Consider the following 24848-nt stretch of genomic DNA (forward strand, 5'->3'; position numbering starts at 1 on the left):
CCAAACTTAATTATTTAGGAGGAAAATCAAATGAAAAAGAAGTTTGTACCCGGTATTGCATCAGTTGTAGGAGTAAGTATTTTATTAACTGGTTGCGGTAGTTATAAAAACGAAGCAAGCGGAGCAAATGCAAAAGACGAGGCACCTAGTAAACAGGTTTTAAACTTATCTTCACCTACTGAAATACGAACAATGGATACGGCTCGTGCTACAGATACTGATTCTGGTCAAGTAATGAGAAACGTATTTGAAGGTTTGTATAATCTTGGTGAAGGTAACAAACCTGTTCCTGGTGTTGCAAAATCTCATGAAGTAAGTGGCGATAAAACGAAATACACATTCCATTTGCGAGATTCAAAATGGTCAAACGGCACTCCTGTTACAGCTAAAGATTTTGTGTTCGCTTGGCAACGTGCCGTAGATCCAGCAACAGCCTCTGAATATGCATTTTTATTCTTTGATATTAAAAACGCAACAAAAATTAACAACAAAGAACTTCCAGCCGACCAACTTGGTGTAAAAGCAGTTGATGACCATACGTTTGAGGTAGAATTAGAGCGTCCTGTTCCTTATTTTATTAGCTTAACAGCGTTCCCAACATTTCTACCAATTAATGAGGAATTCTTTAAAGTACAAGGTGATAAGTACGCTTTAGAAGATAATACAATCTTGTACAATGGAGCTTTTACACTAAGCGATTGGAAGCACGAACAAAGCTTTAAATTTAAGAAGAACCCTACCTATTGGGATAAAGATACTGTCAAACTAGAAGAAATCAATTTTAATGTCGTAAAAGAAAAATCAACAGAAGTAAATTTATTCGAGTCAAAACAATTAGATCGTATAAAACTAACATCTGACTTCGTCGATAAATATAAAAAGGATGCTAACTTTAAAGAACGTCCAAACGTAGGCGTACAATTTTTACGTATGAATCAACAAAACAAAGTACTTCAAAACGTTTCTGCACGCCAAGCAATTGATCAAACAATTGATAGAAAATCCTTTGTAAATACGTTATTAAATGATGGCTCTACACCAACATTTGGTCTCGTTCCAAAAAACTTTGCAAAAGGACCTGAAGGAAAAGACTTCCGTACTGCAAACGGCGATTTAACAAAAGTTGATACAAAATCTGCACAAGAGTTATGGAAAAAAGCTAAACAAGAGCTTGGTTCTGAAAAGATAACATTAGAATTATTAACGAGTGATGCTGACCTTGATAAGAAAACTGGTGAATTCTTAAAAGGACAACTAGAAAAAAATTTAGATGGATTAACAGTAAATATAAAACCTCAGCCACGTAAGCAACAAGTTTCGCTTTTATTAAAAGGTGACTACGAAATCGGAATTGATGGCTGGAGCCCTGACTTTGCGGATCCAATTACATTCCTTGAGCTATTTACAACGAATAACCCTTATAACTTAGATCATTACTCTAATAAGGAATTCGATGAAACAATAGCAAAAGTGAAAACAACTTTAGCTGGTGATGAAAAAGCTCGCTGGGAAGCATTACTAGCATCCGAGAAAATATTATTTAAAGACTCTGTTATCGCTCCTCTTTACCAAAAAGGCGAATCTTATTTAGAACGTTCTTATGTGAAAGGAATTGTGCAAGTAGACTTTGCAGGTCAATTAAACTTCAAGTGGGCAAAAATTGAAAAATAAAGTGAAACTTTAATAAGTGGGGGTTTCTTCATCCCCACTTATTATTAGCCCACACCAATTGTTTTTTTAGCAAAATATATTAAAAATAGGTTCTCTCACACATGAGAATCTGCTTTTTTAATATATTATTCTAAGAAATTAACAATCTATTTTTATTATTGACATATAGTTCTTTTCAGTGTTAATATTCTAAATAATCAAAGAAACAAAATATTTAACCATCAAAATATAATGTCTACTACGTTGAAACATATAACGATAGATTATAGTTCAACATGTATATACATATAGAACACCTGATTACCTATAAACAAATATTTATAATAGGTTTTATCTCCTTCTATAGCTACTTCAAGACACGGACATTATGACGTTACGAACAACACATTTAGGGAGGAACGAACAATGAAGAAAAAAGTTGTACCTGTTGTTGCATCAGTTTTAGGGGCAAGTCTATTACTAACTGCTTGCGGGGGAAATAAAGATAATGCAAGCGGAGCGAAAGCAAACGATAAAGCACCTGATAAACAGGCAATTAACTTATCATTCGCTTCAGAAATTCCAACAATGGATGTTGCAAAAGCAACGGATGGGGAATCCATGAACGTAATGCGTAATGTTTTTGAAGGGCTATATGCAATGGGAGAAGATAATAAACCGGTTCCTGGTGTCGCTGAGTCGGTTGACATTAGTCCCGATAAAACAAAATATACATTCCATCTCCGTGATTCAAAATGGTCAAACGGTACTCCTGTTACAGCAAAGGACTTTGCCTTCGCTTGGCAACGTGCCGTAAATCCTGATACAGCAGCTGAATACGCATTCTTATTCTTCGATATAAAGAATGCGAAACAAATAAACCAAAAACAATTGCCAATTGATCAACTAGGGGTTAAAGCTGTTGATGATAAAACGTTAGAAGTACAACTAGACCGTCCTGTTCCCTACTTCTTAAGCTTAACTACATTCTCAACATTCTTACCAATTAATGAAGAGTACTTAAAGTCTCAAGGCGATAAATATGGTTTAGAAACAAATCATTTAATTTATAACGGTGCTTTCACATTAGATAACTGGAAACATGAACAAAGCTTCCAATTGAAGAAAAATCCTAACTATTGGGATGCTAAAACTGTAAAATTAGAAGAAATCAACTTCAATGTCGTTAAAGATAAGTCTACAGAAGTGAACTTATATGATTCAGGACAAATTGATCGTGTTGCTTTAACTGCAGAGTTTGTTGATAAATATAAGAGCGATCCAAACTTTAAAGAACGCGCTGAAGTCGGCATTCAATTCTTACGATTAAATCAGAAAAATGAAACATTAAAAAATCAACATGCACGCCTTGCTATTAACGGCGCAATGAATAAAAAAGCTTACGTAGAAACAATCTTAAATAACGGCGCTGTTCCAGCTGAAGGAATGGTTCCTGCGAAATTTGCAAAGAGCCCAGAAGGCAATGACTTCCGTAAAGAAAATGGAAATCTAGTCAAGGATGATGTGAAAACAGCGAAAGAAAACTGGAAAAAAGCAAAACAAGAACTTGGTACTGACAAAGTAACAATCGAACTATTAACAAGTGACAATGCTTTAGCTAAAAAGACTGGTGAATATTTAAAAGGTGAATTAGAAAAGAACCTAGATGGATTAACAGTGAATTTAAAACCACAACCACGTAAACAACAGCTAAAACTACTATTAAGTGGTGACTATGAAATTGGTATTGACGGCTGGGGCCCTGACTTCGCTGATCCAATTACATTCTTAGATTTATTTACAACAGATAGTGCTTATAACTTCGATAAATACTCTAACAAAGAGTACGATGAGCTAATTCATAAAGTGAAAACAGATTTAGCTGGCGATGAAAAAGCACGCTTTGAAGCAATGAAGCAAGCTGAAAAAATTCTATTACAAGACGGCGCTGTCGCTCCTTTATACCAACAAGGCCGTTCTTACTTACAACGCTCTTTCATTAAAGGACTTGTAACAACTGACTTCGGTGGTGAGTTTAACTACAAGTGGACAGAAGTTACAAAATAATAAGTGCTAATAAAAAGGTATCCATTGAGGATACCTTTTTATTTTATACTTCTTTAACTACAGAGCTTCTTCTTCCCTTTACCATTCCTTTTATAGCTAAAGTCATCACTGCTACTGATTGTGTAACCAATACAATAACTAATAATGAAATAATATTTCTCTCTAAACTAACTCCTCCAAATATTATTGTATAATAGCCATTCGCTGCATATGTTGCAGGAAATAATTCACTGATTGTTTGATATGTTTTAGAAAGCATTTCATGTGGCACAGTTACAACCATTTGTGTTAATGAAAGAAATGCGAAAAAGACTATTGTCAATAATCCTCTTTTCCTTCTTTTTGCATTGAACCAAAACTCATCATAAATATAAACACAAACATCAAATATGTTCTCCACGTCAAAGAAGGTATATGCCCTGACCAAAGATAGCTAACTAAATAATTAATTCCCATAATACAAGACGATATTACTAAACTAATACTTATTAGTTTTACATATTTGAGCATATCTTTTCTCCTTGTTTTTTATTTTTCTACTTCTTCAAATTGCAGATTCACCGGCTCTTCTAAAAGTGTTTCATAAAAGTTCTCTGCCAAATCTGTTGAAGGAATTTTTTCATCTACTTCATCAAAGCGAATACTATCTAGCCACACACAACCTTCTCCTGATAATAAAACACCAAATGCAATACCAAGTGCTTCTTCTTTTATATCTAATACAACCGAGTACGATTGCCAGTTATTCGTATTTTTAATGGGGCGATTTTGCATATTATCCATAGCGAGCGGTTCTGTATCTTTTCCATCTACTCGCATCCACAATCCTGCCCAATCTCTTACATTTTCACTCTTAACAAATGCTGTAAAACGTAATCTCTTCCCTACATATTTATCCGCTCTGAACATTTGCATTAATGTTGAAAATCCTCCGTTCGTAACATTCTCTTTTGCTTTTATGTATGCAGATACTTTTCCTTGATGGACAACTTCATAATCTAAACCCATCTCATATTCAGCAGGATGACTCCCACTTAAGATCCATCCTTTCGGTATACCTTTTTGCATTGAAACACCCTCTCTTTCTATATAAAATGACTGAAAGTACTTTCGATATTTCTTTGGTGGCAATTGAAACATTCTTTTAAAAGCTCTCGTAAATGCCTCTTGTGAGGAAAAACCGTATTGCACTGCAATATCAATAACAGCTCTCTCCGTTGACACTAAAACTTGCGCAGCATGAGTTAACCTTCTCTTTCGAATATAATCTGTTACACTCATCCCAACATATCTTTGAAAGATGCGATGAAAATGGTACATCGATACTGCACTGTGAGATGCCACTCTTTCTGTTGTAAGCTCCTCATGTAAGTGATTCTCTATATATTCAATTGATTTTTTTATTATCTCTTTATATTCTTCATGCATTTTAGCCCCTCCCTCACAACTTCAATTTACCATATACATACAAATCGTTTTTGATTTAAATTGCGGATTAGCCCTTGTGACTGCAGGATAATAATTTATTTTCAACACATACATAATTACATGTTTTTGGGAAAAACTTGTATAGAACGAATTTACATAAGGAGGAATTTATAATGAGAATTCTACTATCAGTTTTATTAGCTCTTATGCTAGTACCTGCATTAACAGGATGTAAAGCTCCTGCCAAAGAAGACACAACTTCTAATAAAAAGACGACTGAAGAAGCAAAAAATGAGGCTCCTGCAGATTTAAAACTTAATTTTAATGAATTTAGTTTAGATACAGACTATCAGGATACAAAGAAAGACTACGAAGCAGATTATAAAAATGTAGCGGCTGATAAGAAAATGGAAGCAAAAATTGAAGATCATAAAGCAGATGTAAATTTAACAGGAGACGAAGCTATCACAAAATTAAGCCCACTTCTACAAGAATTAAAATTTGATAAAGATACTCCTGACCAAGAAGTAGTTGATCAAGTAGTGAACGTGTTCAAACTTGATAAAGACTATCAAAAATTCGATTTAGAAGTTGTCTTCTCTGATGGAACGAAAAAAGAATACAAAAGAGAAATAAAATAAAGAAGTAGGCGGTTGCCTACTTCTTTATTTTTTAATTTTTGCATATCTTAGTTCTGGACTAGAACCGATAATAAATTGGACACCAGATACTGATGGTTTTTGTAAATAGGAAGCACTTGGGAAAATAATTGGGATTAATGGTGAATCTGTAAACATAATATCTTCCGCTTTATGCAATAAGTCAAAACGCTTATCTTCGTTTTGTTCAACTTTTGCTTCTTTTAATAAAGCGTCAAATTCTTTATTATGCCATTTTGCATAGTTATTGGGACCATCACCTGCATATAAATCTAGTTTAGTAATTGGATCTAATAAAGAGCCGCCCCATCCCATATAAGCTAATTGAAAATCACTTTGCTTGTATGTGTCGATGTAACTCTTCCACTCTTTATTTTCTAATTTAATATCTACCCCAAGATTTTTCTTAAACATTTCTTGCATTGCTTCTGCTACTTTTTTATGTTGTGTATCTGTAGTGAATTTTAATGTTACTTCAGGTAATGTAGACCATCCTTGTTCTTTCATACCTTCTTCTAATAATTTTTTCGCTTCTGCTGGATCAAATTTAACGTAATCACCTTTTTCTTTACGGAAATCACGCCCACTTTGTGTTTTTGCTCCTTCTGGAACGAATGCATATGCTTCTTGCGCATTATTTTTATACAATTTTTCAACGATAAATTTACGATCAACCGCTAATGAAAATGCTTTACGTACCTTCGCATTTGTAAACGGCTCTTTTTCTACGTTAAACGAATAAATATACGAAGAGAACCCTGCAACACGCTTATATTCTTTATTTCCTTTTTCTTTTTCAATCATCTCTTGTGGTAAACCACTTAGTAAATCTAATTCTTTTGATTTAAATAATTGATACGCTGTTTTAGAGTCTGGAATAATACGAAACTCAATTTCTTTTAATGTTACCTTTTTATCGTAGTATTCTTTATTTTTTTGTACTGTAATAGCCTGGTTATGCTTCCACTCTTTTAATGTGAATGGCCCATTCGTAATTAGCTCTTTTGGATCTGTTTTTAATTTATTATTATCATCAATCGACTTTTTAGCTAATGGAATAAATAGTGAGCTTGCTAATTTTTGTTTAATAGAAGCAACTGGGTGTTCAAGGGTTACCTTTAATGTTTGAGGATCAACAACTTGAATACCAACTTGTCCCTCTTCACCTTTTCCAGTATTATATGCCTCTGCCCCTTTAATAAAATACATTTCTGTCGCATTCATAGAACCCGTTTTTGGATTTAATAATCGCTTCCATGCAAATTCAAAATCATTTGCTGTAATAGGAGAACCATCTGACCATTTAATATCTTTCTTCAAATGGATTGTATATTCAGTTCCATCAGCATTTACTTCTTCTTTCTCCGCTAATTCATTTTGATATTTCCCATCACTATCTTGCGTATATAAACTTGAAAACAACTGCCCAATTATATAACCTGACGTGCTATCTGTTGCAATAGCAGAATCAAGTGTATATGGATCACTACTAATATTCGTTACTAATCGATCGCCTTCTCCCTTACCAGCACTCGCCTTTTGCGTTTCTTTCTTACCGCAAGCAACAGAAGTAATTGCTAAAACAGTCATAATGAAAAACAGTAAAAACTTCTTCATCCTACATTCTCCTTTAACCTGAAATTTTTGGTGTTGATGCTAATAATGTTTTTGTATAAGAATGTTGTGGATTCCGGAATACTTCGTTCGTATTTCCAAATTCAACAAGTTCTCCTTTGTATAAGACAGCTACTTTTTCACATAAATAGTGAACCATCGGTAAATCGTGAGCGATGAATAAATATGTATAACCTTGTTCTTTTTGGATTTTTTGCAGCAGATGTACAATTTGAATTTGCAATGAAACGTCTAATGCTGAAATTGGTTCATCAAGAATCAATACTTCTGGCTCACACAATAACGCTCTTGCAATAGCGATACGTTGACGTTGTCCTCCGCTAAATTCATGCGGATATCGATCAATATATCTTCTATCTAATCCAACACGCTTTAGCGCATCATCCGCTACTTTATCCTTCAATCCTTTATCACCGAGTCCGAATGAAATATAACCTTCCGTTACGCTATCGCGTACTTTCCAGCGCGGATTTAATGCAGCTGTAGAATCTTGAAAAATGAACTGTACTTTCTGTAAGAAATCACGCTTATGAGACGCCTTCAACTTGTGAACAACTTGACCGTTATAATCAATTTCACCAGACGTTGGACTCTCAATCCCCGCTATGAGCTTTCCAAGTGTTGTTTTTCCTGAACCACTTTCACCAATAATGCCAAGTTTTGTTCCCTTCGGGATAGAAAGTGATATGTCTTTTAACGCTGTGATTTCTTTACTTTTACTTCCATATGTTTTCGTTACTTGCTTTACAGTAATTAAATCTGTCGTCATGAGACATTCACCTTCTCTTTTGATTTCGCTTTATTATGCTCTAGAACATGCTGCCAGCAATGTGAACTATGCTCCTTAGAATATGTTGTTCTCTCTGGGAAACGATGAATACATTCTTTTATCGCTACTGGGCAACGATTGACAAAAGGACAACCAAAGCTATTTAATGTTTCAATGGAAGGTGTCGTTCCTTCTATAGCACGTAATACCTTTTCGGAATCATCCATATTCGGAATTGCTTGTAATAAGCTTTTCGTATATGGATGTTTAGGAGAACCTATTACCTCCTGTATCGTTCCTTTTTCAACGACACGTCCCCCGTACATAACAACTACTCGATCAGCTACTTCACGTACAAGTGCCAAATCATGTGTAATTAATAAAATACTCGTATTTTGTTTTTCCTTTCTTTCCTTTAATAACTCCATAATTTGCTTTTGAATTGTTACATCTAATGCTGTCGTAGGCTCATCCGCAATAACGAGTTTGGGGTGGCAGGCAAATGCGATTGCTAAACAAATACGTTGCCTCATGCCTCCGCTTAATTGATGTGGGTACTGTTCAAAGCGTTTCTCTGCTTCATGTATCCCTAAATCATTTAATAAGTTAATCGCAATTTCTTTTGCTTCTTTTTTCGATTTGTTCCCATGTTGCAAAATTACTTCTGTAATTTGTTTGCCTACCTTCATCGTTGGGTTTAAAGATGAAAGCGGATCTTGAAATATAAAGGAAATATCTTTTCCGCGAATTTGATTCCATTCTGACTCTTGTAAATTCGTTAATTCCTTTGCTTGGAAAGATATATTTCCATCATCGATATGAATGGATTCTTGATTCAAGCCGATAATGGATTGTGCTGTGACACTTTTTCCTGAACCACTTTCTCCTACAAGTGCAACTATTTCACCTTCGTTAATAGAAAAGGAAACATGTTTCACAATCGCTTGCTTACTATTCTCTTTTTCAACGGCTAACGTTACGTTTTCTAAAGATAAGATTTGTCCCATGTTTTTTCTCCTTTCGATTCCGTTTGACGATTTTTGGATCAATTGCATCTTGCAAACCATCACCAATTGCATTAAATGCGAACATAATGAGTGCAATCATGATTGCTGGGAAGAATAGCTGCCACCATTCTCCACTCAATAATGTCCCAAGTGCATCATTCGTCATCGTCCCCCAGCTTGCTGCCGGTGATTGCACTCCTAGTCCGATAAAGCTTAAAAATGATTCTGAGAAAATAGCTGCGGGAATTGTAAATGATAAATTTACGATAATAATGCCCGTTAAGTTCGGAATTAAATGCCCGTATATAATTTTCATATGGGATGTACCTAATCGCTCCGCTGCAATAACAAACTCTCTTTGTTTTAAAGATAAGACTTGCGCCCTAACGAGACGTGCCATACCAATCCATCCTGTTAATGCAAGGGCGATAATAATGGTAAAAAGACCTGGTTTCATAACAATTAATAGTAAAATAACAATTAATAAATACGGGATACCGTATAACACTTCGATTCCTCGTATAATCCACTCATCAATTAATGTCCCAAGGCGATTGCGCCCTCTCACGTATCCACTAAATCCACCAATCAGTACACCAAGCCCTATATCGAGGGCAGCTGCTACTAATCCCACTGTTAGTGAAATCTTCCCACCAGCCCAAGTACGTGTCCAAATATCTCTCCCTAAATCATCTGTTCCAAACCAATGTTCACTACTCGGCGGTAAATTTGTTGCCTCTTTTACTTGTTCGCTCGCAGTAAATGAAGTTAAACTTTCGCCAATAAGCGAGAAAACAATAATTAGCAATAACGTCACTGTTCCTAAAACTGCGATTGGATTCGATATAAACTTACGAAACACTTCTTTCTTTCTGCTAATCGTTTGCTGATTTTTATTTATCGTTAATTCTTTTTTCTCTTCTTTCGTTAATAACTGTTCATTAATTTCATAAGCTCCCATTTTAATATCCCCCCTCCTTATGTAATAGAACGAATACGCGGATCAACAATGCGGTGAATAATATCTGTAATGAAAATACAAGCAATTAGTAATGCACTATAAAAAATCGTTGTTCCCATAATCACCGGATAGTCTCGGTTAAAAATACTATCTACAAAATATTTTCCTAGGCCAGGAATTGAAAAGATTTTTTCAATAACGAAAGTCCCTGTTAAAAGTCCAGCCATTAACGGTCCCACAAATGTAAGTACTGGAACAATCGCATTTCGAAGAGCATGTCTTATAATAATCTTCTTAATTGGTATGCCTTTTGCTCTTGCTAGCTTAATATAATCACTCTGCAGTACTTCGATCATATTAGAACGAACAAACCTTGTAATAACTGCGATTGGCCCTAACGCTAATGCAAAGGATGGCAATACTGTATGTTCGAATGTTCCCCAAGAGGCTACTGGTAAGAGCTCGAATTGAATAGCGAATACTTGTATAAATAGTGGTGCTAAAATAAAGCTCGGAATAGAAATACCGAGGATGGCAAGTAAACTTACACCGTAATCAATTACCTTCCCATGATAGAGAGCAGCAAATGTACCTGCAGCAATTCCGACTAGCAATGAAATAATAAGTGCTTGTAAACCAATAATTGCTGATGGACCAAAACCAGTTGTTATAATTTCTGATACACCTTGGCCGGTTGATTGAACAGATTCGCCAAAATCAAAATGAACTACACCGTCTAAATAAGCAACATATTGATTCCATAACGGTTCATCAAGGTGATACTTCGCTCTCATGTTTTGGATCACTTCTTCAGGAAAGATTTTTGCATCTGATGAAAATGGATCCCCCGGAATAATATGCATAATTAGAAATGTCACTGTCGTAATAACCCATAGTGTGAACACCATAACCGATAACTTTTTAATTACATACACTTCAATAACCCCCTAAACACATGAATTTACTTTGTTTTATGAATGTACTTTTTCCATTACTCCCTTTTCTCTTTTTAGAATACAAAAAGCCTTGATCTTAAAAAATAAGATCAAGGCTTAATAAACAAAGGCCCATCACTTATCTTTCAAGACTTGCTTGCTGGAATTAGCACGGTGTTCTTATTACAGAACCCGCTGCTGAGGTGTCATAGGGCCAGTCCCTCTACCTCTCTGGATAAGTAAATTGCTATATTATTATTTGGTTCAAATTGTATATTTCGAATTATAATTCTGAAAAATTGAAAAGTCAATCAAATTGGATAAATTTAGAAAAATCAGTTTTTAATTCATTTATCGAAATTACAGTTTTCGGCTTATAATAAAAAGAAATGATGTTAAAGGAGTTATAAGATGGACGCCTTACTTCTTGCTACTATAGGATTACCCTTAACAATCGTTATACTTGTCATCATCGGCTTCTATAAACTCTTTATTAAAAAGAAACGCATTACTTCTTTTTATACTCCTTTCGATAATATTACCGGGCAAACTATTTCCGAATTTCACGAAGAACAGAAGGTATTAGTATCTGAGGATGAAGACGGAGATGGTAAGAAGAAAAAATAACCTTGCACAGGCAAGGTTATTTTTTCGTTTCTGCTTGAAAACGTTTATAGTATGTCGATGCTGTTGCAAAGTTAATTTCTATATCACGAATCAACGATGAATCTTCTTCTTTAGCTAACTTCTGTAATTTTTTCATCGCTTGTTCTGATTCATTCAAGAAACCAACATATACCTCATGTTCTTGCTCTTTCGATTTTGGAACACGAATTTCTTTACGTATATGATCAATATCTTCTAACATGCTCATTGTTACCTTTTGCACATCTTCTTTATATGTAGCATTCGTTATTTCCTTACCGCCCTTTTCTTTTGCCACTTCAAATAACTGCAGTGCTTTATTAATTTCTTTATTCATTTTTATATCGTATTTTTCATGTACTGCACGGTATTCTTTCATCTCTTCTGTTTGTTCAGTAGATTGCTCTACCTTTTCTTTCGTTTCTTTCGTATCTTTATTTCCATTACACCCTGCTAGAAGGAGCATACTTCCCATTACAGCAATACCCAAAACCTTCTTCATCTCTTCTTCTCCTTTTATCTACAGCTATTACTCAATATAGTTTCTTTTATCTCCACTTGTTATTATACCGAGAACATCCTACTTTTTACACTTAAGACGACATCGTAATATATATACCAACATGTTTGTCACAGTATCGTCACTTTATACAAATAACTTTTGCACTGCTTTACTACATCACCTTACAAAACTGTATGAGGTATTTCAAAGAAATGAAAAAAGAACTGATTCAAACATTCCCTTTGAATCAGTTCTTTTTTGTTAAGCCTCTAAATTTTGTTTTTGCTGCAGTTCAAACTGCTTCTCACTTCTTCTGGCCATAAATAGATAACATAACACTGCTCCTACTTCACAAAGCGCAATAACAACACCCATCGGTAATGCTGTATTACTTCCACCAATACCTACTAGCGGAGCGACAAGCGCTCCTGAAATAAACTGTAATAAACCTAATAAAGCTGACGCTGTTCCTGCAGCTTGCTTCTGATTTCTCATCGCTAATGAGAACCCAGTTGTTGATACAACCCCGACACTTGATACAACAAGGAATAACGAACATAAAACACCGATTAAACCTATTCCTAGTACGATTGTCAGTAGTAAAGATAGGCCACCAACAGCTGCGATAATAATACCAGCAACAAATAATGTCTTCTCATTCACTTTCCCCGCTAAACGACCCGTTACCTGACTAGCAATAATAATACCGATGCCGTTAATCGCAAAGAATAAACTAAATTGCTGTGGTGATGCTCCGTATATGTTCTGCAACACAAATGGTGAGCCCGAAATGTATGCAAACATTGCCGCTGTTACTAATCCTTGTGACAATGCATATCCCATAAACAGACGGTCCTTTAATAGTTTCCCGTACGTCGCCAAAGTCCCTGACAAACCACCCGTTTCTCTTTCTTCAGGAGGTAATGTTTCACGCAATACGAAAGTAGCTGAGATTAACATAAATACGCTAATTGCTCCAAGGACGATGAAAACACCGCGCCACGTTGTAAACTGTAATAATTGCCCCCCAATAATCGGTGCCAAAATAGGTGCTGCTCCGTTTACTAACATAAGCAGTGAGAAAAACTTCGTCATTTCAGAACCTGAGTACATATCACGTACCATGGCACGTGATATAACAATCCCGGCTGATCCTGAAGCTCCTTGTAGGAAGCGCAATAACACTAATGTCCAAATAGATGGCGCGACAGCACAAAGTAAAGAAGAAGCAACATAAATAATAAGAGCAATAATAAGTGGTTTGCGTCTTCCGTAAATATCACTAATTGAGCCAACAAATAATTGCCCTACTGACAGCCCAAGCAAACAAGCTGTTAATGTAAGCTGCGCGAGGGATGCACCTGTTTGCAAGTCATCCGTTAACTTCGGTAATGAAGGCAAATACATATCAATAGATAATGGCCCAATCGCCGTAAGTGTTCCTAATACAAGAATCATCCATAACCTGTTTGCCTTTACAGGTTTATATATTTCGTGATTAACTTCATTCACTTTTTCAATTCACCCTTTCCTATACAAACTGAATCGTAACAATTATAGTTACATCATAAACATACGTCAAGTACAGCGCATTTTCCTCTTTCATAATGTAAAAAAAGCGATAGAAATTCTATCGCTTTACTTTTTCACATTGCTATTCGTAAATTTAGATACTGAGGACATCATCTCTCCCGTATCTAAATATGTAATTTGAATTGGGTCTCCTACTTCTGTAAACATAGCATATGGGAATTTCTTCACCGGTATCATAAATACCTTTTGTTCATTCTCTAAAAGTACGTACACGATTGTATTTTCACCTGATTTTTCTTTATATACACGTTGTACAATACCTTCTTTTTGCGCTTCTTTTCCTGTTGAGGTTGGTCTAAATGTATCACCATTACCGCTCATTACGTTTTTATAATTCTCAAGCGCTTCTTTCTGCGAAGAACCTGTCGCAAATATTTTTGCATTAGCAGCATATACAACTGTATGTGCACGTACTAGGCCTCCATCATCAACAACCGGAATAATCCAAGCTGGTTTACCGTATACGTTATAAATGACAGGCATTGTCCCATGCCATTTCTCTCTCTTAAAGGAATTATCCACTACTTCTGTAGCTGCTGAACCATCCATAATTCCCTTTACTTCTTTTCCATTATAGTAATATAGCTTGCCTGTACGTGCATCTACTAATGAATAGCCTAGGGCTGAATCTACTCCTTCTTTTGGAGAAGTAAAGTCTGTAAAATAATACAGTGTTCCATCTTTACCAAAGATCGGGGTCACCCCTTCTTTCGTTCCCCACTCAGTCGGAATTTTCATATCTGTTTGCGAGAATTTCGTATTCCAAAATCCGTGAATATATTTACCAAAGTACGTATTTAACGTAGATGCAGTCTCATGATTTAATACACCATCAACAAATTTAGGTGCCTTTCCTTTATCATATCTTTTCACTTCACCTGTTTGTGCATCTACTACGACAACACCTTCTACCTCAAATCCAGATCTTCCTGAAATAAATTCACCATACGTCATTGTATAATATGGTTTTCCTTTATCATCAACCTCAAATTTAGGTTTTCCTTTAAAGATTAAATTTGGTTCTGCTTGCCTTACCACACGCTCTAAATTATTACCAAAAAACATGCTTGGCACATATTTCATTTTATAACCGAGGTGCAGTTTCGCTTCCGCATCAGGATTCGTACCTGACATCGTTACATACCCTGGAATTGTCTCAGCTTTACGCGCTTTAAAAAATCCTGAAACTTCAATCGGCGCTACATATAAAGCCTCGCCGTTTACCATTTGTGGCGTTAATTCTCCTAGCTCAAAATAAGCTACTTTTGGAATATCACCAAATACTTTTTTCATCTTATTCTCCGCTGTCTTTGGCGGCACTGTAAACGGCTGGTCATTTTCAGTAAATGGCTCTGAAATATCTTTCTCTACCTTAACAACAGAATCATATTTCTTTTGCGAGATTACTATATCGTGCAAATAACCAAAGTAGCCGTAACTTGCGAGTAAAATAAACATTAGAAGTCCTTTTAATGTACCTTCTAATTTCCCTATTTGATCTTGTGAAAATAAAACAAGCCCAATTAAAATTGCTACTGCAACAGAATAATGAGTAAGAATCGAGTCTACTCGATCATCAATTAGCCAAAAGTATTCATAGATTGCAATACCTATCCAAAATAAAACAGGAATAACTAAAATAGATGATTTCTTACCCTTTACAACCTTCTTATCTCCCCTCTTATCCACTGCTCGAAGCTTACTACTACTTCTTGTCCATGGAATCAAAAACAAAGTAAGAATAGCTAAAACTACAAATTTCATCAAAGGCACTGTCCCCTTTTCTTTTGTATTCCCTTTTAGTATAACAAATAAAGGGTATTAAGGTGAAAATAGGAATAGTTATATTTTTTTACTACCTAATACAATCCCGCTCACTACATATAGAATAGATGCAATATAAAAAATTGTACCAATCGTAAAGAAATCTACTAAATATCCCGTGGCAATAACCGCTACTGCTCCGCCAATGGATGTCCACACATGGTATTTTCCAATCTCATAACCAGCCTTTTCCTGCGCAACCTTTCGTGCTAATGAAGTCTTCTCAGTATTACGCTGCACAGCACCTAAAACTCCCATTACAATTTGAAGAATATACACATGCCATACTTCCGTGGCAATCGGAAAGCAAAGCATTAAGATTGCCATGGACCAAGCGTATATGATTAATAATTTTTTATCACCTACTTGATCAGATACCTTTCCCACTAGTGGATATACAAGCGCTGATGTTAAAGCAAATAAGCCATACGCCCAGCCAAATTGCGAGAAGCTATTTCCAACGTTTCGAAGTAATAATATATAAAAAGGAAATACCATACTTCCTGCCATCATGATAATACTTTGCGAAGCCACAAATCTTCTATATGTCATTTCGTATACTCCCTATAAAATAAATTAACAAATCGCTCTTCTGAATCTACTTCCTTCTTTTTCTTGAGAAATTCTTCAATACGAGGATATGCCCTCTTTAATTGCTCTTTCGTTGGATAAGAATAGTACGGCAAATAGTAACTACCGTTATGCTTTAAAGTAACATCAATCATCTTCCGAATGACATCCTCTGTTCTCTTTATCTCACTCTCTGAGCGTCCCTGGTTAATCAAAAGAACCAGCGCAAACATATCATCTTTCGCATAGGACAAAACTGCATTTTCATTCTTTTCCACGTAACGAATCGTAATGTTGAGTAAATTAAACTCTTCTTCATTTAATACGTTACGTAAATCATCTATATACTCTGTGAAAGCATCTATAGGCACAAAGTATTCTTGTAACACTTCGGTCCTATTTGGATTTTCATATTCCATAAAAGCACTATCTGATCTCATAACATTATTACGCGTCTCATACTTTCCATCTGTACGTTCAAAATAACCTCTTTGTATATCCCAAAATGTATTCTTTCCCCAATCACTATAACGTGATAACCCAAGTAAAAATTTCGGTGCAGCTATAATATTTTCTTCCTTTAATTCACTGTACTCTTCTCTCATATTTTGATTTTGTGCCAAAGTATAATCTGTCACATACATCTCTTTTAAAAATGAATTTGGAGCAACAGAAATACGCGCTAAGTGCATACGAACATTTTCATCTCTTTTCACTTTCTCTTTGAAATAAGATACGTATTCTTTATAATCTATCATTCTCGTGTGCATTTCATATAATTCATCATCTGTTAACTTCAGCGTCACATCTAAAATAACTCCAAATAAACCGTAACCCCCAATGACATACGAAAATAACTCTGCATTTTCTTCTCTACTTACATTACGTACCGTACCATCTGCCATTAACAATCTAAATGAATCTACTGTATCAATCAGTGCCTCATGACGAATATCACGCCCGTGTACATTTACACTCAATGAACCACCAACAGTAAAAATATTTTGAGACTGCATGACCTGTACCGCAAGGCCATATGGATTTATTTTCTTCTGAATATCATTCCACGTGACACCACTTTGAACTGTAATCTGCTTCTTCTCTGGATCAAATTCTAATATTTTATTATATCCTTTCATATCGAGCATCGTGCCATTCGGATAATATGTCTGTCCTCCTTGGCTATGTTGCATGCCTGCAATGGAAATTTTCTCTCCTGAAACTTTTGCATCTCGCACTAATTTTATTAACGAGCGCTCTTCCGTAGCACTTTCAACACGTTTTATTTTTGTCGGAAGCAATTTACCTACATCACTCATAATAGGATGATCAATTTGTTTTTTATACGTATGTACAGACGTTGCAAGCAAAACCGTATATGCAACAATGACCGCCGCTATCTTTCCTTTTTTCAAATGACACTCTCCTCTTCTACATCTTTTCCTCTTTATATTGTACCTATTTTCCTATGAAGAAAGAATACAAAAAAGAGGGACCTTATTTTAGGTCCCTCCTTATCAAAACTGTTACTTTGCTGCTGGCAATTGTATTGGGTCAAACTTTTCATACGACGTATATTTTGCGTTCGTAATAATGTGTGCTTTATCCTTGCCATTGCTACTCATAATCATGTCTATCTTTGCTGATTCATATTTAAAATCTTTTGTAATGATATATTCTGCATCCACTTCTTCTATCTTCGCATTTTGTGCTTGTAACATTTTCTTCTGCGTTTCATCCATGCTAGTTAACATACTTTCTGTTTCTTGCCCTTTTAATGTAAATTTCAGTTTATATTTATCTCCGCTTTTCTCCAGCTTCATTTTATCTAAAACTACTTCCGGTACTTCTAATTTATCTATAATATCTTGAGTCGCTTTCATTCCACCAGCGTTTAATTGCTCCTCTGGTACGGTTACAACTTCTCCTGTATTAGGGTTTTTTACCTCACCAGCAACTTTACCATCCACAGTATACACTACAACATCTGTACCGGAAATATTCATTTCAGAACGAGAATTCTTTGTCTTTGGCTCTAATTGCATCTTAGCCTTTAATATATCCATCTCTGTTCCCTCAGCTTTTACCCCTACACCATATGTCATCGTTACATGTTCTTCATTTTTAAAAGCTTCATTCGTTTTCTTGAAAACATCTTTCGCCGTTAATTCCTTTTCTTTTTGAACGGATTCTTTTTTCGGCTCATCCGTCTTTGCTGTTTTCTCATTACTACACCCTACCCCTAGACTGATTGCAAGTACTAAACTTGAAATTAAAATAATTTTTTTCATAACATCCCCTCCTCCCCAAAAATAATATCATCTCTTTTCCTATGAAATCCATATAATTCTTAATATTCCTCTTTAAATTTATTTTCTATATAGCAACATGTTTGAGAAAAACTTTAAATATGTTGTAAATAATAACAACTCATTTCAGGAGGTTATTATGAAGGCGATTATTTGTACAAAGTATGGACCACCTAATGTTCTCCAGCTTCAAAATGTAGAAAAGCCTAAACCTAAAAAAAATGAAGTATTAGTTAAAATTCACGCAACAAGTGTATCGACTGGAGATTGTAGAATACGTGGCTTTAATAGCCCCCTCTTATTTTGGATTCCTATGCGGATCATATTAGGTTTCAGAAAACCGAGAAAACCTATACTTGGCGTAGAATTATCCGGTGAAATCGAAGATATTGGAACAGATGTAACACAATTTAAAAAAGGAGATTCAGTTTTTGTATTAACAGAACTAAACCTTGGTGGTTATGCCGAATACACATGCGTGCATGAAAGTGGATTAATAGCATTAAAACCTACCAATGTGACATATGAAGAAGCTGCCGTTATTCCTTTTGGTGGAACTTCAGCATTGCACTTCCTTAGAAAAGGACAGATAAAAAAAGGGCAACAAGTACTTATATACGGCGCCTCTGGGTCAGTAGGGACAGCTGCCGTACAACTTGCTAAATACTTCGGGGCAACTGTCACAGCCATTTGTAGTAGTTCTAATTTCGAATTAGTAACAGCTTTAGGGGCAGACAACGTAATTGATTATATGAAAGAAGATTTTACTAAGCGGGGCGAGCACTACGATATTATATTTGATGCAGTTGGAAAATATAAAAAGTCCCTTTGTACAGATGCATTAATGCCTAATGGAAAATATGTATCTGTGAACGGAATGATGGCAAAGGTCAGTAAAGAAGATATGAACCTACTAAAACAACTAGCTGAAACAGAAAAGCTAAAACCTGTTATTGATAGAACTTACCGATTAGAAGAAATTACTGAAGCTCATATATATGTAGAAAAAGGACATAAAAAGGGGAACGTTTCGATTACCTTAAAATAAAATATATTCTGAAAATATCATTGACAATTCTTTTTGTACGATTTACTATTAGTACCATATTCAAAACTACATACACATACTCTTATCAAGAGTGGCGGAGGGACTGGCCCGATGATGCCCGGCAACCGAGCTTATGACGTATAAGCTAAGGTGCTAATTCCTGCAAAACGAGTTTTCGTTTTGGAAGATAAGAGAGGAACCTATTTCGTCTATTCGGCACCTCTCTTATTTTGAGAGGTGCTTTTTATTTTGGAACGTATATGAAGGGGGAATCATAGATGAAGAAAGTATTATTAAGCATTGTAAGCGGAGCGGTACTATTATTAGGCGCATGTAGCGCAGGTTCAGATAAACAAGTAAAAGCGTTAGATGAGAAAAAGATTACTGTCGGTGTAACAGGCGGGCCGCATGAGCAGATTTTTGAAAAGGTAAAAGAAGTGGCAGCGAAAGATGGTCTCGAAATTGATATAAAAGTATTTAATGATTATGTAGCACCAAACGTATCCCTCGATGAAAAAAGCCTTGATGTAAATAGCTATCAAACGAAATCATATTTAGACGTATTTAAAGCTGAACGTAATATGAAATTAACCGAAGTATTTTCAACAGTAACATTCCCTATGGGCGTCTATTCTAAAGACATAAAAGATGTAAAAGAATTAAAAGAGGGCGACGCAATCGCTGTCCCAAATGACCCAACGAATGAACTTCGTGCTTTAAAGTTATTTGAAAAAGCAGGGGTTTTAAAAGTGGATCCAAAAGCGACAGAAAAAGCGACTGCGAAAGATGTAATTGAAAATCCAAAAAAATTAAAGATTGTTGAGTTAGAGGCATCTCAATTACCAACACAACTAAGTGAAGTAAAAGCAGCTGCAATTAATACAAACTTTGCATTAGGTGCAAAATTAAGCCCTGCGAAAGATTCCATTTTCCGTGAAGGCAAAGATTCGCCTTATGTGAACTGGGTTGTTGTTCGTACTGAAAATAAAGATGATGTTGTTGTAAATAAATTAAAGAAAGCTTATCAATCTAAAGAAGTAAAAGAATTTATCGAGAAAAAATTTGATGGTTCTGTTTTACCGTCTTGGTAGGAGCTGACGATAATGATTGAATTAAAAAATGTATCCAAAGTATTTACAACAAAAAAGGGGAATGTGGAAGCTCTTAAGTCCACTTCCCTCCAAGTAAAAAAGGGCGAAGTATTTGGAATCATTGGATATAGTGGCGCTGGCAAAAGTACATTAATTCGCTGTGTAAATTTATTAGAAAAACCAACGACAGGAAATATTATTGTAAACGAGCAAGATTTAACAACACTGTCTACAAAAGAACTAGCAAAAGCGAGACAAAAAATCGGGATGATTTTTCAAGGATTCAATTTGCTCAAAACTGTTACCGTTTATGAAAATATCGCATTACCGTTACGCCTTGCTGGCGTTCCAAAATTAGAAATTGAAAAAAGGGTAGAAAAGTATTTACGTATTGTCGATCTTTTTAATCGAAAAGATGCCTATCCGAGTGAACTTTCTGGTGGCCAGAAACAACGTGTTGCCATTGCACGTGCACTATCACATGAACCGGAAGTGTTATTAAGCGACGAAGCAACGAGTGCTTTAGATCCAGAAACAACTGATTCTATTCTTGACCTATTATTAAAGATTAATGAGGAAATCGGGATTACAATTTTATTAATTACACATGAAATGAATGTCATCCAACGTATATGCGACCGAGTTGCTGTTATGGAACATGGAGCAGTAATTGAAAGCGGGACTGTGAAGGAGATCTTCACAAACCCACAACATGTAACAACGAAGAAATTTGTAAATAGTGCATTTGCAGCAAAAATCCCAGCTGAAGTACAAAAAGAACTACAAAGAACCGGAGAAATCGTAACACTTTCATTTATAGGAAATTCTTCTGGTGAACCAGCGTTAGCTATCGCTACAAAACGTTTCCAAGTGTATCCAAATATTTTATCCGGTAATATTACACAGTTAAAACATGAGGCATACGGGAAACTTGTCATTCATATGCAAGGGGAACAAAATGAAATCAACCACGCTTTATCATTTTTACAAGAGCAAGGAATCATCGTAGAAGGGGGTAGAACAGATTATGGGAAACAAGTCCTTTTTGGATGAATGGGGTAAAGTCATATGGGAAGCAACCATTCAAACATTTCAAATGACATCTATTTCACTATTCATCTCTATCCTTATTGCACTACCACTTGGTGTCACACTTGTTTTAACAAGACCTGGTGGGCAGCACGAAAATAAAATCATTTACCCAATTCTTAATACAATTATTAATATCATTCGCTCTCTTCCATTTATCATTCTATTATTCTTCATTTTACCTTTTACAAAGTTTCTAATGGGAACCTCCATTGGTGTACAAGGCGTAATCGTACCGCTTGTCGTATTCACGGCCCCTTATATTGCACGATTAATGGAAACTGCTTTATTAGAAGTAGATCGCGGCGTTATTGAAGCCTATCAAGCGATGGGCGTTTCTACTATAAAAATTATTTGGCACGTTATGGTGAAAGAAGCTCGTCCCTCCCTTGTACTTGGATTAACAATTGCAACGATTGGCTTAATCGGCGCAACAGCAATGGCTGGTCTTGTAGGCGCTGGTGGGCTAGGGGACTTAGCATATCGCTTCGGACATTTACGCTATGAACCTGAAGTAATGTATGCAACTGTCTTTATTTTAATTATCCTTGTTCAAGGATTACAGTCTTTAGGGAATGGTATTGCACGAAGGTTGAAGAAAGATTAAAAAAGAAGGTATCTCACTAAGGTGAGATACCTTCTTTTTTATCTTTTAAATCCACCTTCTGAATGAATAACTTGCCCAGTAATCCACTCAGCTTCTTCACTTACTAAAAATTTAATGAGTCTAGCTGCATCCTTTGGCTCACCAATTCTGCCAAAAGGAAACATCGGCTTTAACCCTTGTTTTATCTCTTCAGTCATCCATCCTGTATCAGTTGGTCCTGGATTAATTGCATTCACTGTTATTCCTAAATGAGCTACCTCTGCTGACAACGTACTAGTAAGAGCATCAATAGCTCCCTTCGTTGTTGCATACGCTAGTTCTCCTACCATAGGACCTTGAAATTGCCCCGAAGTCATATTCACAATTCTACCACCAGATTTTTTATCAAATCCTCGGGCAAATTGACTACTGAGCAATGTAGTCGCACGAATATTCACCATATAATGCTTATCTAATTCTTCAGCAGTCAACGTAGAGAAATCATTATTCGTAGAATATGCTGCATTATTAATTAATATATGAGGGTACCCTAATTGTTCAGTAACTTTATTTATAAGCTCTTTCGGTGCATCATTCTGAGTTAAATCTAACTCCATACTTGAGACTTTAACACCGTTTTTTAGTAACTCTTCTTTTAATTGTATTTGTTCATTTTTATCAACGCCCCAAGGCATCTCTTTATCGTAAGCTGTCCAATACGTAAAAAATATATCGTATCCTGATTCAGCTAATTCTTTACAAACCGCTGCGCCTATACCATCTAGACGACTTACCCCTGTAATAACTGCTACTTTATTTTTTAATTGGTTCATCATATACTCCTCCAAGTTTAAAGGACGCATATTTTATATAAGAGATATAAACTTTCCCACAAAAAAGACAGATACATAAAATAGGCACCTATCCTTATAAAAGGAATGTACAATCCAAATATGCATTCCTTGAATGATTTACAGATAACTAAATAACCCCTCGCTTATGAGAGCAAAATTCATCTATCTAGTTTCTAATCATTACAAGTTCATCCACATATCTAGTCTTTGCCTCCTTTTGATATATCTCTATTATTAGTCTATCAAAAAAGATGAAATGTTACAAAAAATAAAACAATTACTCAAAACATATATTCGTTCACATTTCCTTCATTGTGAATTTATTCACAATGAATATATAATAAACATGTAAATACAATATTGGAGGGATTTCAATGGTTATCAATTTTTTAAGAACTGATAAACGTGCTACTTTCATATTATTACTTTTACGGCTTTACATAGGGTATACATGGCTCGCTGCTGGGATAGGCAAAGTCTTCGGACAATCTTTTGATGCAAGTGGCTTTCTAAAGGGTGCTATTGCTCAAGCATCAGGTGACCATCCTGCAGTACAAAGTTGGTGGGCAGATTTTCTTCAACATTTTGTCCTTCCAAACGCAGACCTATTTAGCTTTTTAGTTCAATGGGGAGAAATTTTAGTAGGTCTAGGTTTGATTTTAGGCGGATTAACAAAAACAGCTGCATTTTTCGGAATCATAATGAATCTTTCATTTTTATTAAGTGGAACCGTTAGTGTAAACCCAAACCTGCTTATTTTGACTATGTTCATTTTAGTTGCAGGGCAGAACGCTGGACGTATTGGATTAGATGGCTCTGTTTTCCCTAAACTTTTCCGTAAAAACAACCACGGAACATATAAATTAAGTAAAACTGCGTAGTAACAGTTTACTTTTAAAATATAAATAAGAAAAAGAGCCTGAATATAGGCTCTTTTTCTTATTTATCCTAATTTAAACTTTTAACGAGCCACGAAAACCTCTGGCAGCATAGTAAGAGTCTGCTCCATTGTGGTACACGAAAACATGTCCAAAGCGATAATCGCAAAATAGAGCACCACCAAGCTCTCTAATATCTGAAGGTGTTTGTACCCAACTCGATGATTTCATATCAAAATCTCCAAGTTTTTGTAACTCTCGATATTGTTCTTCCGTTAATAACTCAATACCCATAGCGGCCGCCACATCAATAGCGTTATTTTCTGGTTTATGCTTTTTTCTTGATTCTAACGCTTCAAGGTCATAACAAAGACTTCTGCGGCCTTTAGGACTCTCCTTTGAACAATCATAGAAAGTATATTCGTCCTTTTCTTCATCATAACCAACAACATCCGGCTCACCACCAGTTACTTCCATTTCGTTAAGTGACCACAATTTTTCATTATTAGTAGTCAGCTTCGCTTCAACTTTAGCCCATTCAAGACCTTCATGGCGGTTCATGTTTTTCTCAAAACGAGCTTGCAATACTTTCAATAACTCTTCACGTTTTTCTACTAGTAAGTCATTTTTATTTCCTGTCATATTAGTCCTCCCTGATTTATGTACTGATAGTAGTTTCAGTATATATTTTATAATAAATCATCTCAATATGAAGACCGTTTCAACCTTATGTCTTGTACAAACATCC

General features: G+C 35.5%; 25 protein-coding genes and 2 riboswitches. Of the genes, 9 read left to right on the forward strand and 16 right to left on the reverse strand.

What is annotated here, in order from left to right; all coding sequences use genetic code 11:
- The first annotated feature begins 30 nt into the window (after positions 1-30).
- The gene (locus MKY38_RS21210; RefSeq protein ID WP_000726482.1) at positions 31-1671 is read left to right on the forward strand and encodes a peptide ABC transporter substrate-binding protein; all 1641 of its coding nucleotides are present in this window, start codon (positions 31-33) and stop codon (positions 1669-1671) included.
- Between the two features lie 405 nt (positions 1672-2076).
- Positions 2077-3717: a peptide ABC transporter substrate-binding protein gene (locus MKY38_RS21215; RefSeq protein WP_000731086.1), complete on the forward strand. Its 1641-nt coding sequence runs from the start codon at positions 2077-2079 to the stop codon at positions 3715-3717.
- 43 nt (positions 3718-3760) lie between these two features.
- Here the strand turns inward: MKY38_RS21215 and MKY38_RS21220 are convergent, their stop codons facing one another.
- From MKY38_RS21220 to MKY38_RS21230, 3 genes are read right to left on the reverse strand one after another with little or no spacing between them, the layout of a single operon-like run.
- Positions 3761-4039, reverse strand: a complete 279-nt coding sequence (locus tag MKY38_RS21220) for a hypothetical protein (protein ID WP_000156944.1) — start codon at positions 4037-4039, stop codon at positions 3761-3763.
- Positions 4036-4227 carry a hypothetical protein gene (locus tag MKY38_RS21225; RefSeq protein WP_000922547.1) on the reverse strand — a complete coding sequence of 64 codons (192 nt, stop codon included), beginning with the start codon at positions 4225-4227 and terminating at the stop codon, positions 4036-4038. The genes MKY38_RS21220 and MKY38_RS21225 overlap by 4 nt, the downstream gene beginning before the upstream one ends.
- A gap of 18 nt (positions 4228-4245) precedes the next feature.
- Positions 4246-5145, reverse strand: a complete 900-nt coding sequence (locus MKY38_RS21230) for a helix-turn-helix transcriptional regulator (RefSeq protein ID WP_065223234.1) — start codon at positions 5143-5145, stop codon at positions 4246-4248.
- 173 nt (positions 5146-5318) lie between these two features.
- Between MKY38_RS21230 and MKY38_RS21235 the strand changes: the two genes are divergently transcribed.
- Positions 5319-5786 (forward strand): YusW family protein, encoded by a 468-nt coding sequence (locus MKY38_RS21235; RefSeq protein ID WP_065223233.1) that lies wholly within the window; start codon positions 5319-5321, stop codon positions 5784-5786.
- A 24-nt stretch (positions 5787-5810) separates the two neighbouring features.
- Here MKY38_RS21235 and MKY38_RS21240 read toward each other — a convergent pair whose 3' ends face one another.
- From MKY38_RS21240 to MKY38_RS21260, 5 genes are read right to left on the reverse strand one after another with little or no spacing between them, the layout of a single operon-like run.
- Positions 5811-7421, reverse strand: coding sequence for a peptide ABC transporter substrate-binding protein (locus MKY38_RS21240; protein WP_341049653.1), 1611 nt, complete (start codon positions 7419-7421; stop codon positions 5811-5813).
- Positions 7422-7434: 13 nt separating this feature from the next.
- Entirely contained in the window at positions 7435-8208 is a 774-nt protein-coding gene (locus MKY38_RS21245; RefSeq protein ID WP_341049656.1) for an ABC transporter ATP-binding protein, read from the reverse strand.
- Positions 8205-9215: an ABC transporter ATP-binding protein gene (locus tag MKY38_RS21250; protein ID WP_114556000.1), complete on the reverse strand. Its 1011-nt coding sequence runs from the start codon at positions 9213-9215 to the stop codon at positions 8205-8207. The genes MKY38_RS21245 and MKY38_RS21250 overlap by 4 nt, the downstream gene beginning before the upstream one ends.
- Positions 9172-10176, reverse strand: a complete 1005-nt coding sequence (locus MKY38_RS21255; RefSeq protein WP_065223231.1) for an ABC transporter permease — start codon at positions 10174-10176, stop codon at positions 9172-9174. Before MKY38_RS21255 ends, MKY38_RS21250 begins: the two co-directional genes overlap by 44 nt.
- A gap of 17 nt (positions 10177-10193) precedes the next feature.
- A complete protein-coding gene (locus MKY38_RS21260; protein WP_006920097.1) occupies positions 10194-11111 on the reverse strand; it encodes an ABC transporter permease in 918 nt (305 codons plus the stop codon).
- A 136-nt stretch (positions 11112-11247) separates the two neighbouring features.
- Positions 11248-11353: riboswitch (SAM riboswitch) on the reverse strand.
- A gap of 169 nt (positions 11354-11522) precedes the next feature.
- Between MKY38_RS21260 and MKY38_RS21265 the strand changes: the two genes are divergently transcribed.
- Positions 11523-11738: a DUF3951 domain-containing protein gene (locus MKY38_RS21265; RefSeq protein ID WP_065223230.1), complete on the forward strand. Its 216-nt coding sequence runs from the start codon at positions 11523-11525 to the stop codon at positions 11736-11738.
- A gap of 16 nt (positions 11739-11754) precedes the next feature.
- Here the strand turns inward: MKY38_RS21265 and MKY38_RS21270 are convergent, their stop codons facing one another.
- From MKY38_RS21270 to MKY38_RS21295, 6 genes are all read right to left on the reverse strand, one after another.
- Complete coding sequence (locus tag MKY38_RS21270) at positions 11755-12258, reverse strand: hypothetical protein (RefSeq protein ID WP_065223229.1); 504 nt, start codon at positions 12256-12258, stop codon at positions 11755-11757.
- A 261-nt stretch (positions 12259-12519) separates the two neighbouring features.
- Complete coding sequence (locus MKY38_RS21275; protein ID WP_224200803.1) at positions 12520-13779, reverse strand: multidrug effflux MFS transporter; 1260 nt, start codon at positions 13777-13779, stop codon at positions 12520-12522.
- A gap of 117 nt (positions 13780-13896) precedes the next feature.
- On the reverse strand, positions 13897-15615 hold the full coding sequence (locus MKY38_RS21280) for a DUF3981 domain-containing protein (protein ID WP_065223228.1): 1719 nt from the start codon (positions 15613-15615) through the stop codon (positions 13897-13899).
- A gap of 78 nt (positions 15616-15693) precedes the next feature.
- Positions 15694-16227, reverse strand: a complete 534-nt coding sequence (locus MKY38_RS21285) for an MFS transporter (protein WP_065223227.1) — start codon at positions 16225-16227, stop codon at positions 15694-15696.
- On the reverse strand, positions 16224-17660 hold the full coding sequence (locus MKY38_RS21290) for an FAD-binding oxidoreductase (RefSeq protein WP_114556001.1): 1437 nt from the start codon (positions 17658-17660) through the stop codon (positions 16224-16226). Before MKY38_RS21290 ends, MKY38_RS21285 begins: the two co-directional genes overlap by 4 nt.
- A 111-nt stretch (positions 17661-17771) precedes the next feature.
- Positions 17772-18536 (reverse strand): DUF6612 family protein, encoded by a 765-nt coding sequence (locus MKY38_RS21295; RefSeq protein WP_114556002.1) that lies wholly within the window; start codon positions 18534-18536, stop codon positions 17772-17774.
- Between the two features lie 157 nt (positions 18537-18693).
- Between MKY38_RS21295 and MKY38_RS21300 the strand changes: the two genes are divergently transcribed.
- The 4 genes from MKY38_RS21300 to MKY38_RS21315 all read left to right on the forward strand — a co-directional run bounded on the left by MKY38_RS21300 (position 18694) and on the right by MKY38_RS21315 (position 22389).
- Positions 18694-19602: an NAD(P)-dependent alcohol dehydrogenase gene (locus tag MKY38_RS21300; RefSeq protein WP_065223224.1), complete on the forward strand. Its 909-nt coding sequence runs from the start codon at positions 18694-18696 to the stop codon at positions 19600-19602.
- Between the two features lie 79 nt (positions 19603-19681).
- A riboswitch (SAM riboswitch) is annotated at positions 19682-19796 on the forward strand.
- Between the two features lie 84 nt (positions 19797-19880).
- Positions 19881-20693, forward strand: a complete 813-nt coding sequence (locus tag MKY38_RS21305; RefSeq protein ID WP_000756980.1) for a MetQ/NlpA family ABC transporter substrate-binding protein — start codon at positions 19881-19883, stop codon at positions 20691-20693.
- A gap of 12 nt (positions 20694-20705) precedes the next feature.
- Positions 20706-21746 carry a methionine ABC transporter ATP-binding protein gene (locus tag MKY38_RS21310; RefSeq protein ID WP_000571355.1) on the forward strand — a complete coding sequence of 347 codons (1041 nt, stop codon included), beginning with the start codon at positions 20706-20708 and terminating at the stop codon, positions 21744-21746.
- Positions 21721-22389: a methionine ABC transporter permease gene (locus tag MKY38_RS21315; RefSeq protein WP_000527136.1), complete on the forward strand. Its 669-nt coding sequence runs from the start codon at positions 21721-21723 to the stop codon at positions 22387-22389. Before MKY38_RS21310 ends, MKY38_RS21315 begins: the two co-directional genes overlap by 26 nt.
- 38 nt (positions 22390-22427) lie before the next feature.
- Here MKY38_RS21315 and MKY38_RS21320 read toward each other — a convergent pair whose 3' ends face one another.
- Positions 22428-23204 (reverse strand): SDR family oxidoreductase, encoded by a 777-nt coding sequence (locus MKY38_RS21320; protein WP_002182367.1) that lies wholly within the window; start codon positions 23202-23204, stop codon positions 22428-22430.
- 392 nt (positions 23205-23596) lie between these two features.
- Between MKY38_RS21320 and MKY38_RS21325 the strand changes: the two genes are divergently transcribed.
- Complete coding sequence (locus MKY38_RS21325; protein WP_000236365.1) at positions 23597-24103, forward strand: DoxX family membrane protein; 507 nt, start codon at positions 23597-23599, stop codon at positions 24101-24103.
- A gap of 72 nt (positions 24104-24175) precedes the next feature.
- On the opposite strand, the gene MKY38_RS21330 is transcribed toward MKY38_RS21325, so the two are convergent.
- Positions 24176-24742, reverse strand: a complete 567-nt coding sequence (locus MKY38_RS21330; RefSeq protein ID WP_078439406.1) for a DUF4256 domain-containing protein — start codon at positions 24740-24742, stop codon at positions 24176-24178.
- Positions 24743-24848 lie beyond the last annotated feature (106 nt).

Origin of the sequence: Bacillus sp. FSL R5-0585 (genome assembly GCF_038004545.1) — a bacterium.
GTDB classification, from domain to species: domain Bacteria; phylum Bacillota; class Bacilli; order Bacillales; family Bacillaceae_G; genus Bacillus_A; species Bacillus_A cereus.

Excerpts from the sequence above, each read along its gene's own strand:
- MKY38_RS21210 (WP_000726482.1), top strand. The coding sequence starts at position 31 with ATGAAAAAGAAGTTTGTACCCGGTATTGCATCAGTTGTAGGAGTAAGT.
- MKY38_RS21215 (WP_000731086.1), top strand. The coding sequence starts at position 2,077 with ATGAAGAAAAAAGTTGTACCTGTTGTTGCATCAGTTTTAGGGGCAAGT.
- MKY38_RS21225 (WP_000922547.1), bottom strand. The coding sequence starts at position 4,227 with ATGCTCAAATATGTAAAACTAATAAGTATTAGTTTAGTAATATCGTCT.
- MKY38_RS21230 (WP_065223234.1), bottom strand. The coding sequence starts at position 5,145 with ATGCATGAAGAATATAAAGAGATAATAAAAAAATCAATTGAATATATA.
- MKY38_RS21235 (WP_065223233.1), top strand. The coding sequence starts at position 5,319 with ATGAGAATTCTACTATCAGTTTTATTAGCTCTTATGCTAGTACCTGCA.
- MKY38_RS21240 (WP_341049653.1), bottom strand. The coding sequence starts at position 7,421 with ATGAAGAAGTTTTTACTGTTTTTCATTATGACTGTTTTAGCAATTACT.
- MKY38_RS21245 (WP_341049656.1), bottom strand. The coding sequence starts at position 8,208 with ATGACGACAGATTTAATTACTGTAAAGCAAGTAACGAAAACATATGGA.
- MKY38_RS21250 (WP_114556000.1), bottom strand. The coding sequence starts at position 9,215 with ATGGGACAAATCTTATCTTTAGAAAACGTAACGTTAGCCGTTGAAAAA.
- MKY38_RS21255 (WP_065223231.1), bottom strand. The coding sequence starts at position 10,176 with ATGGGAGCTTATGAAATTAATGAACAGTTATTAACGAAAGAAGAGAAA.
- MKY38_RS21265 (WP_065223230.1), top strand. The coding sequence starts at position 11,523 with ATGGACGCCTTACTTCTTGCTACTATAGGATTACCCTTAACAATCGTT.
- MKY38_RS21270 (WP_065223229.1), bottom strand. The coding sequence starts at position 12,258 with ATGAAGAAGGTTTTGGGTATTGCTGTAATGGGAAGTATGCTCCTTCTA.
- MKY38_RS21280 (WP_065223228.1), bottom strand. The coding sequence starts at position 15,615 with ATGAAATTTGTAGTTTTAGCTATTCTTACTTTGTTTTTGATTCCATGG.
- MKY38_RS21285 (WP_065223227.1), bottom strand. The coding sequence starts at position 16,227 with ATGACATATAGAAGATTTGTGGCTTCGCAAAGTATTATCATGATGGCA.
- MKY38_RS21295 (WP_114556002.1), bottom strand. The coding sequence starts at position 18,536 with ATGAAAAAAATTATTTTAATTTCAAGTTTAGTACTTGCAATCAGTCTA.
- MKY38_RS21300 (WP_065223224.1), top strand. The coding sequence starts at position 18,694 with ATGAAGGCGATTATTTGTACAAAGTATGGACCACCTAATGTTCTCCAG.
- MKY38_RS21305 (WP_000756980.1), top strand. The coding sequence starts at position 19,881 with ATGAAGAAAGTATTATTAAGCATTGTAAGCGGAGCGGTACTATTATTA.
- MKY38_RS21310 (WP_000571355.1), top strand. The coding sequence starts at position 20,706 with ATGATTGAATTAAAAAATGTATCCAAAGTATTTACAACAAAAAAGGGG.
- MKY38_RS21315 (WP_000527136.1), top strand. The coding sequence starts at position 21,721 with ATGGGAAACAAGTCCTTTTTGGATGAATGGGGTAAAGTCATATGGGAA.
- MKY38_RS21320 (WP_002182367.1), bottom strand. The coding sequence starts at position 23,204 with ATGATGAACCAATTAAAAAATAAAGTAGCAGTTATTACAGGGGTAAGT.
- MKY38_RS21325 (WP_000236365.1), top strand. The coding sequence starts at position 23,597 with ATGGTTATCAATTTTTTAAGAACTGATAAACGTGCTACTTTCATATTA.
- MKY38_RS21330 (WP_078439406.1), bottom strand. The coding sequence starts at position 24,742 with ATGACAGGAAATAAAAATGACTTACTAGTAGAAAAACGTGAAGAGTTA.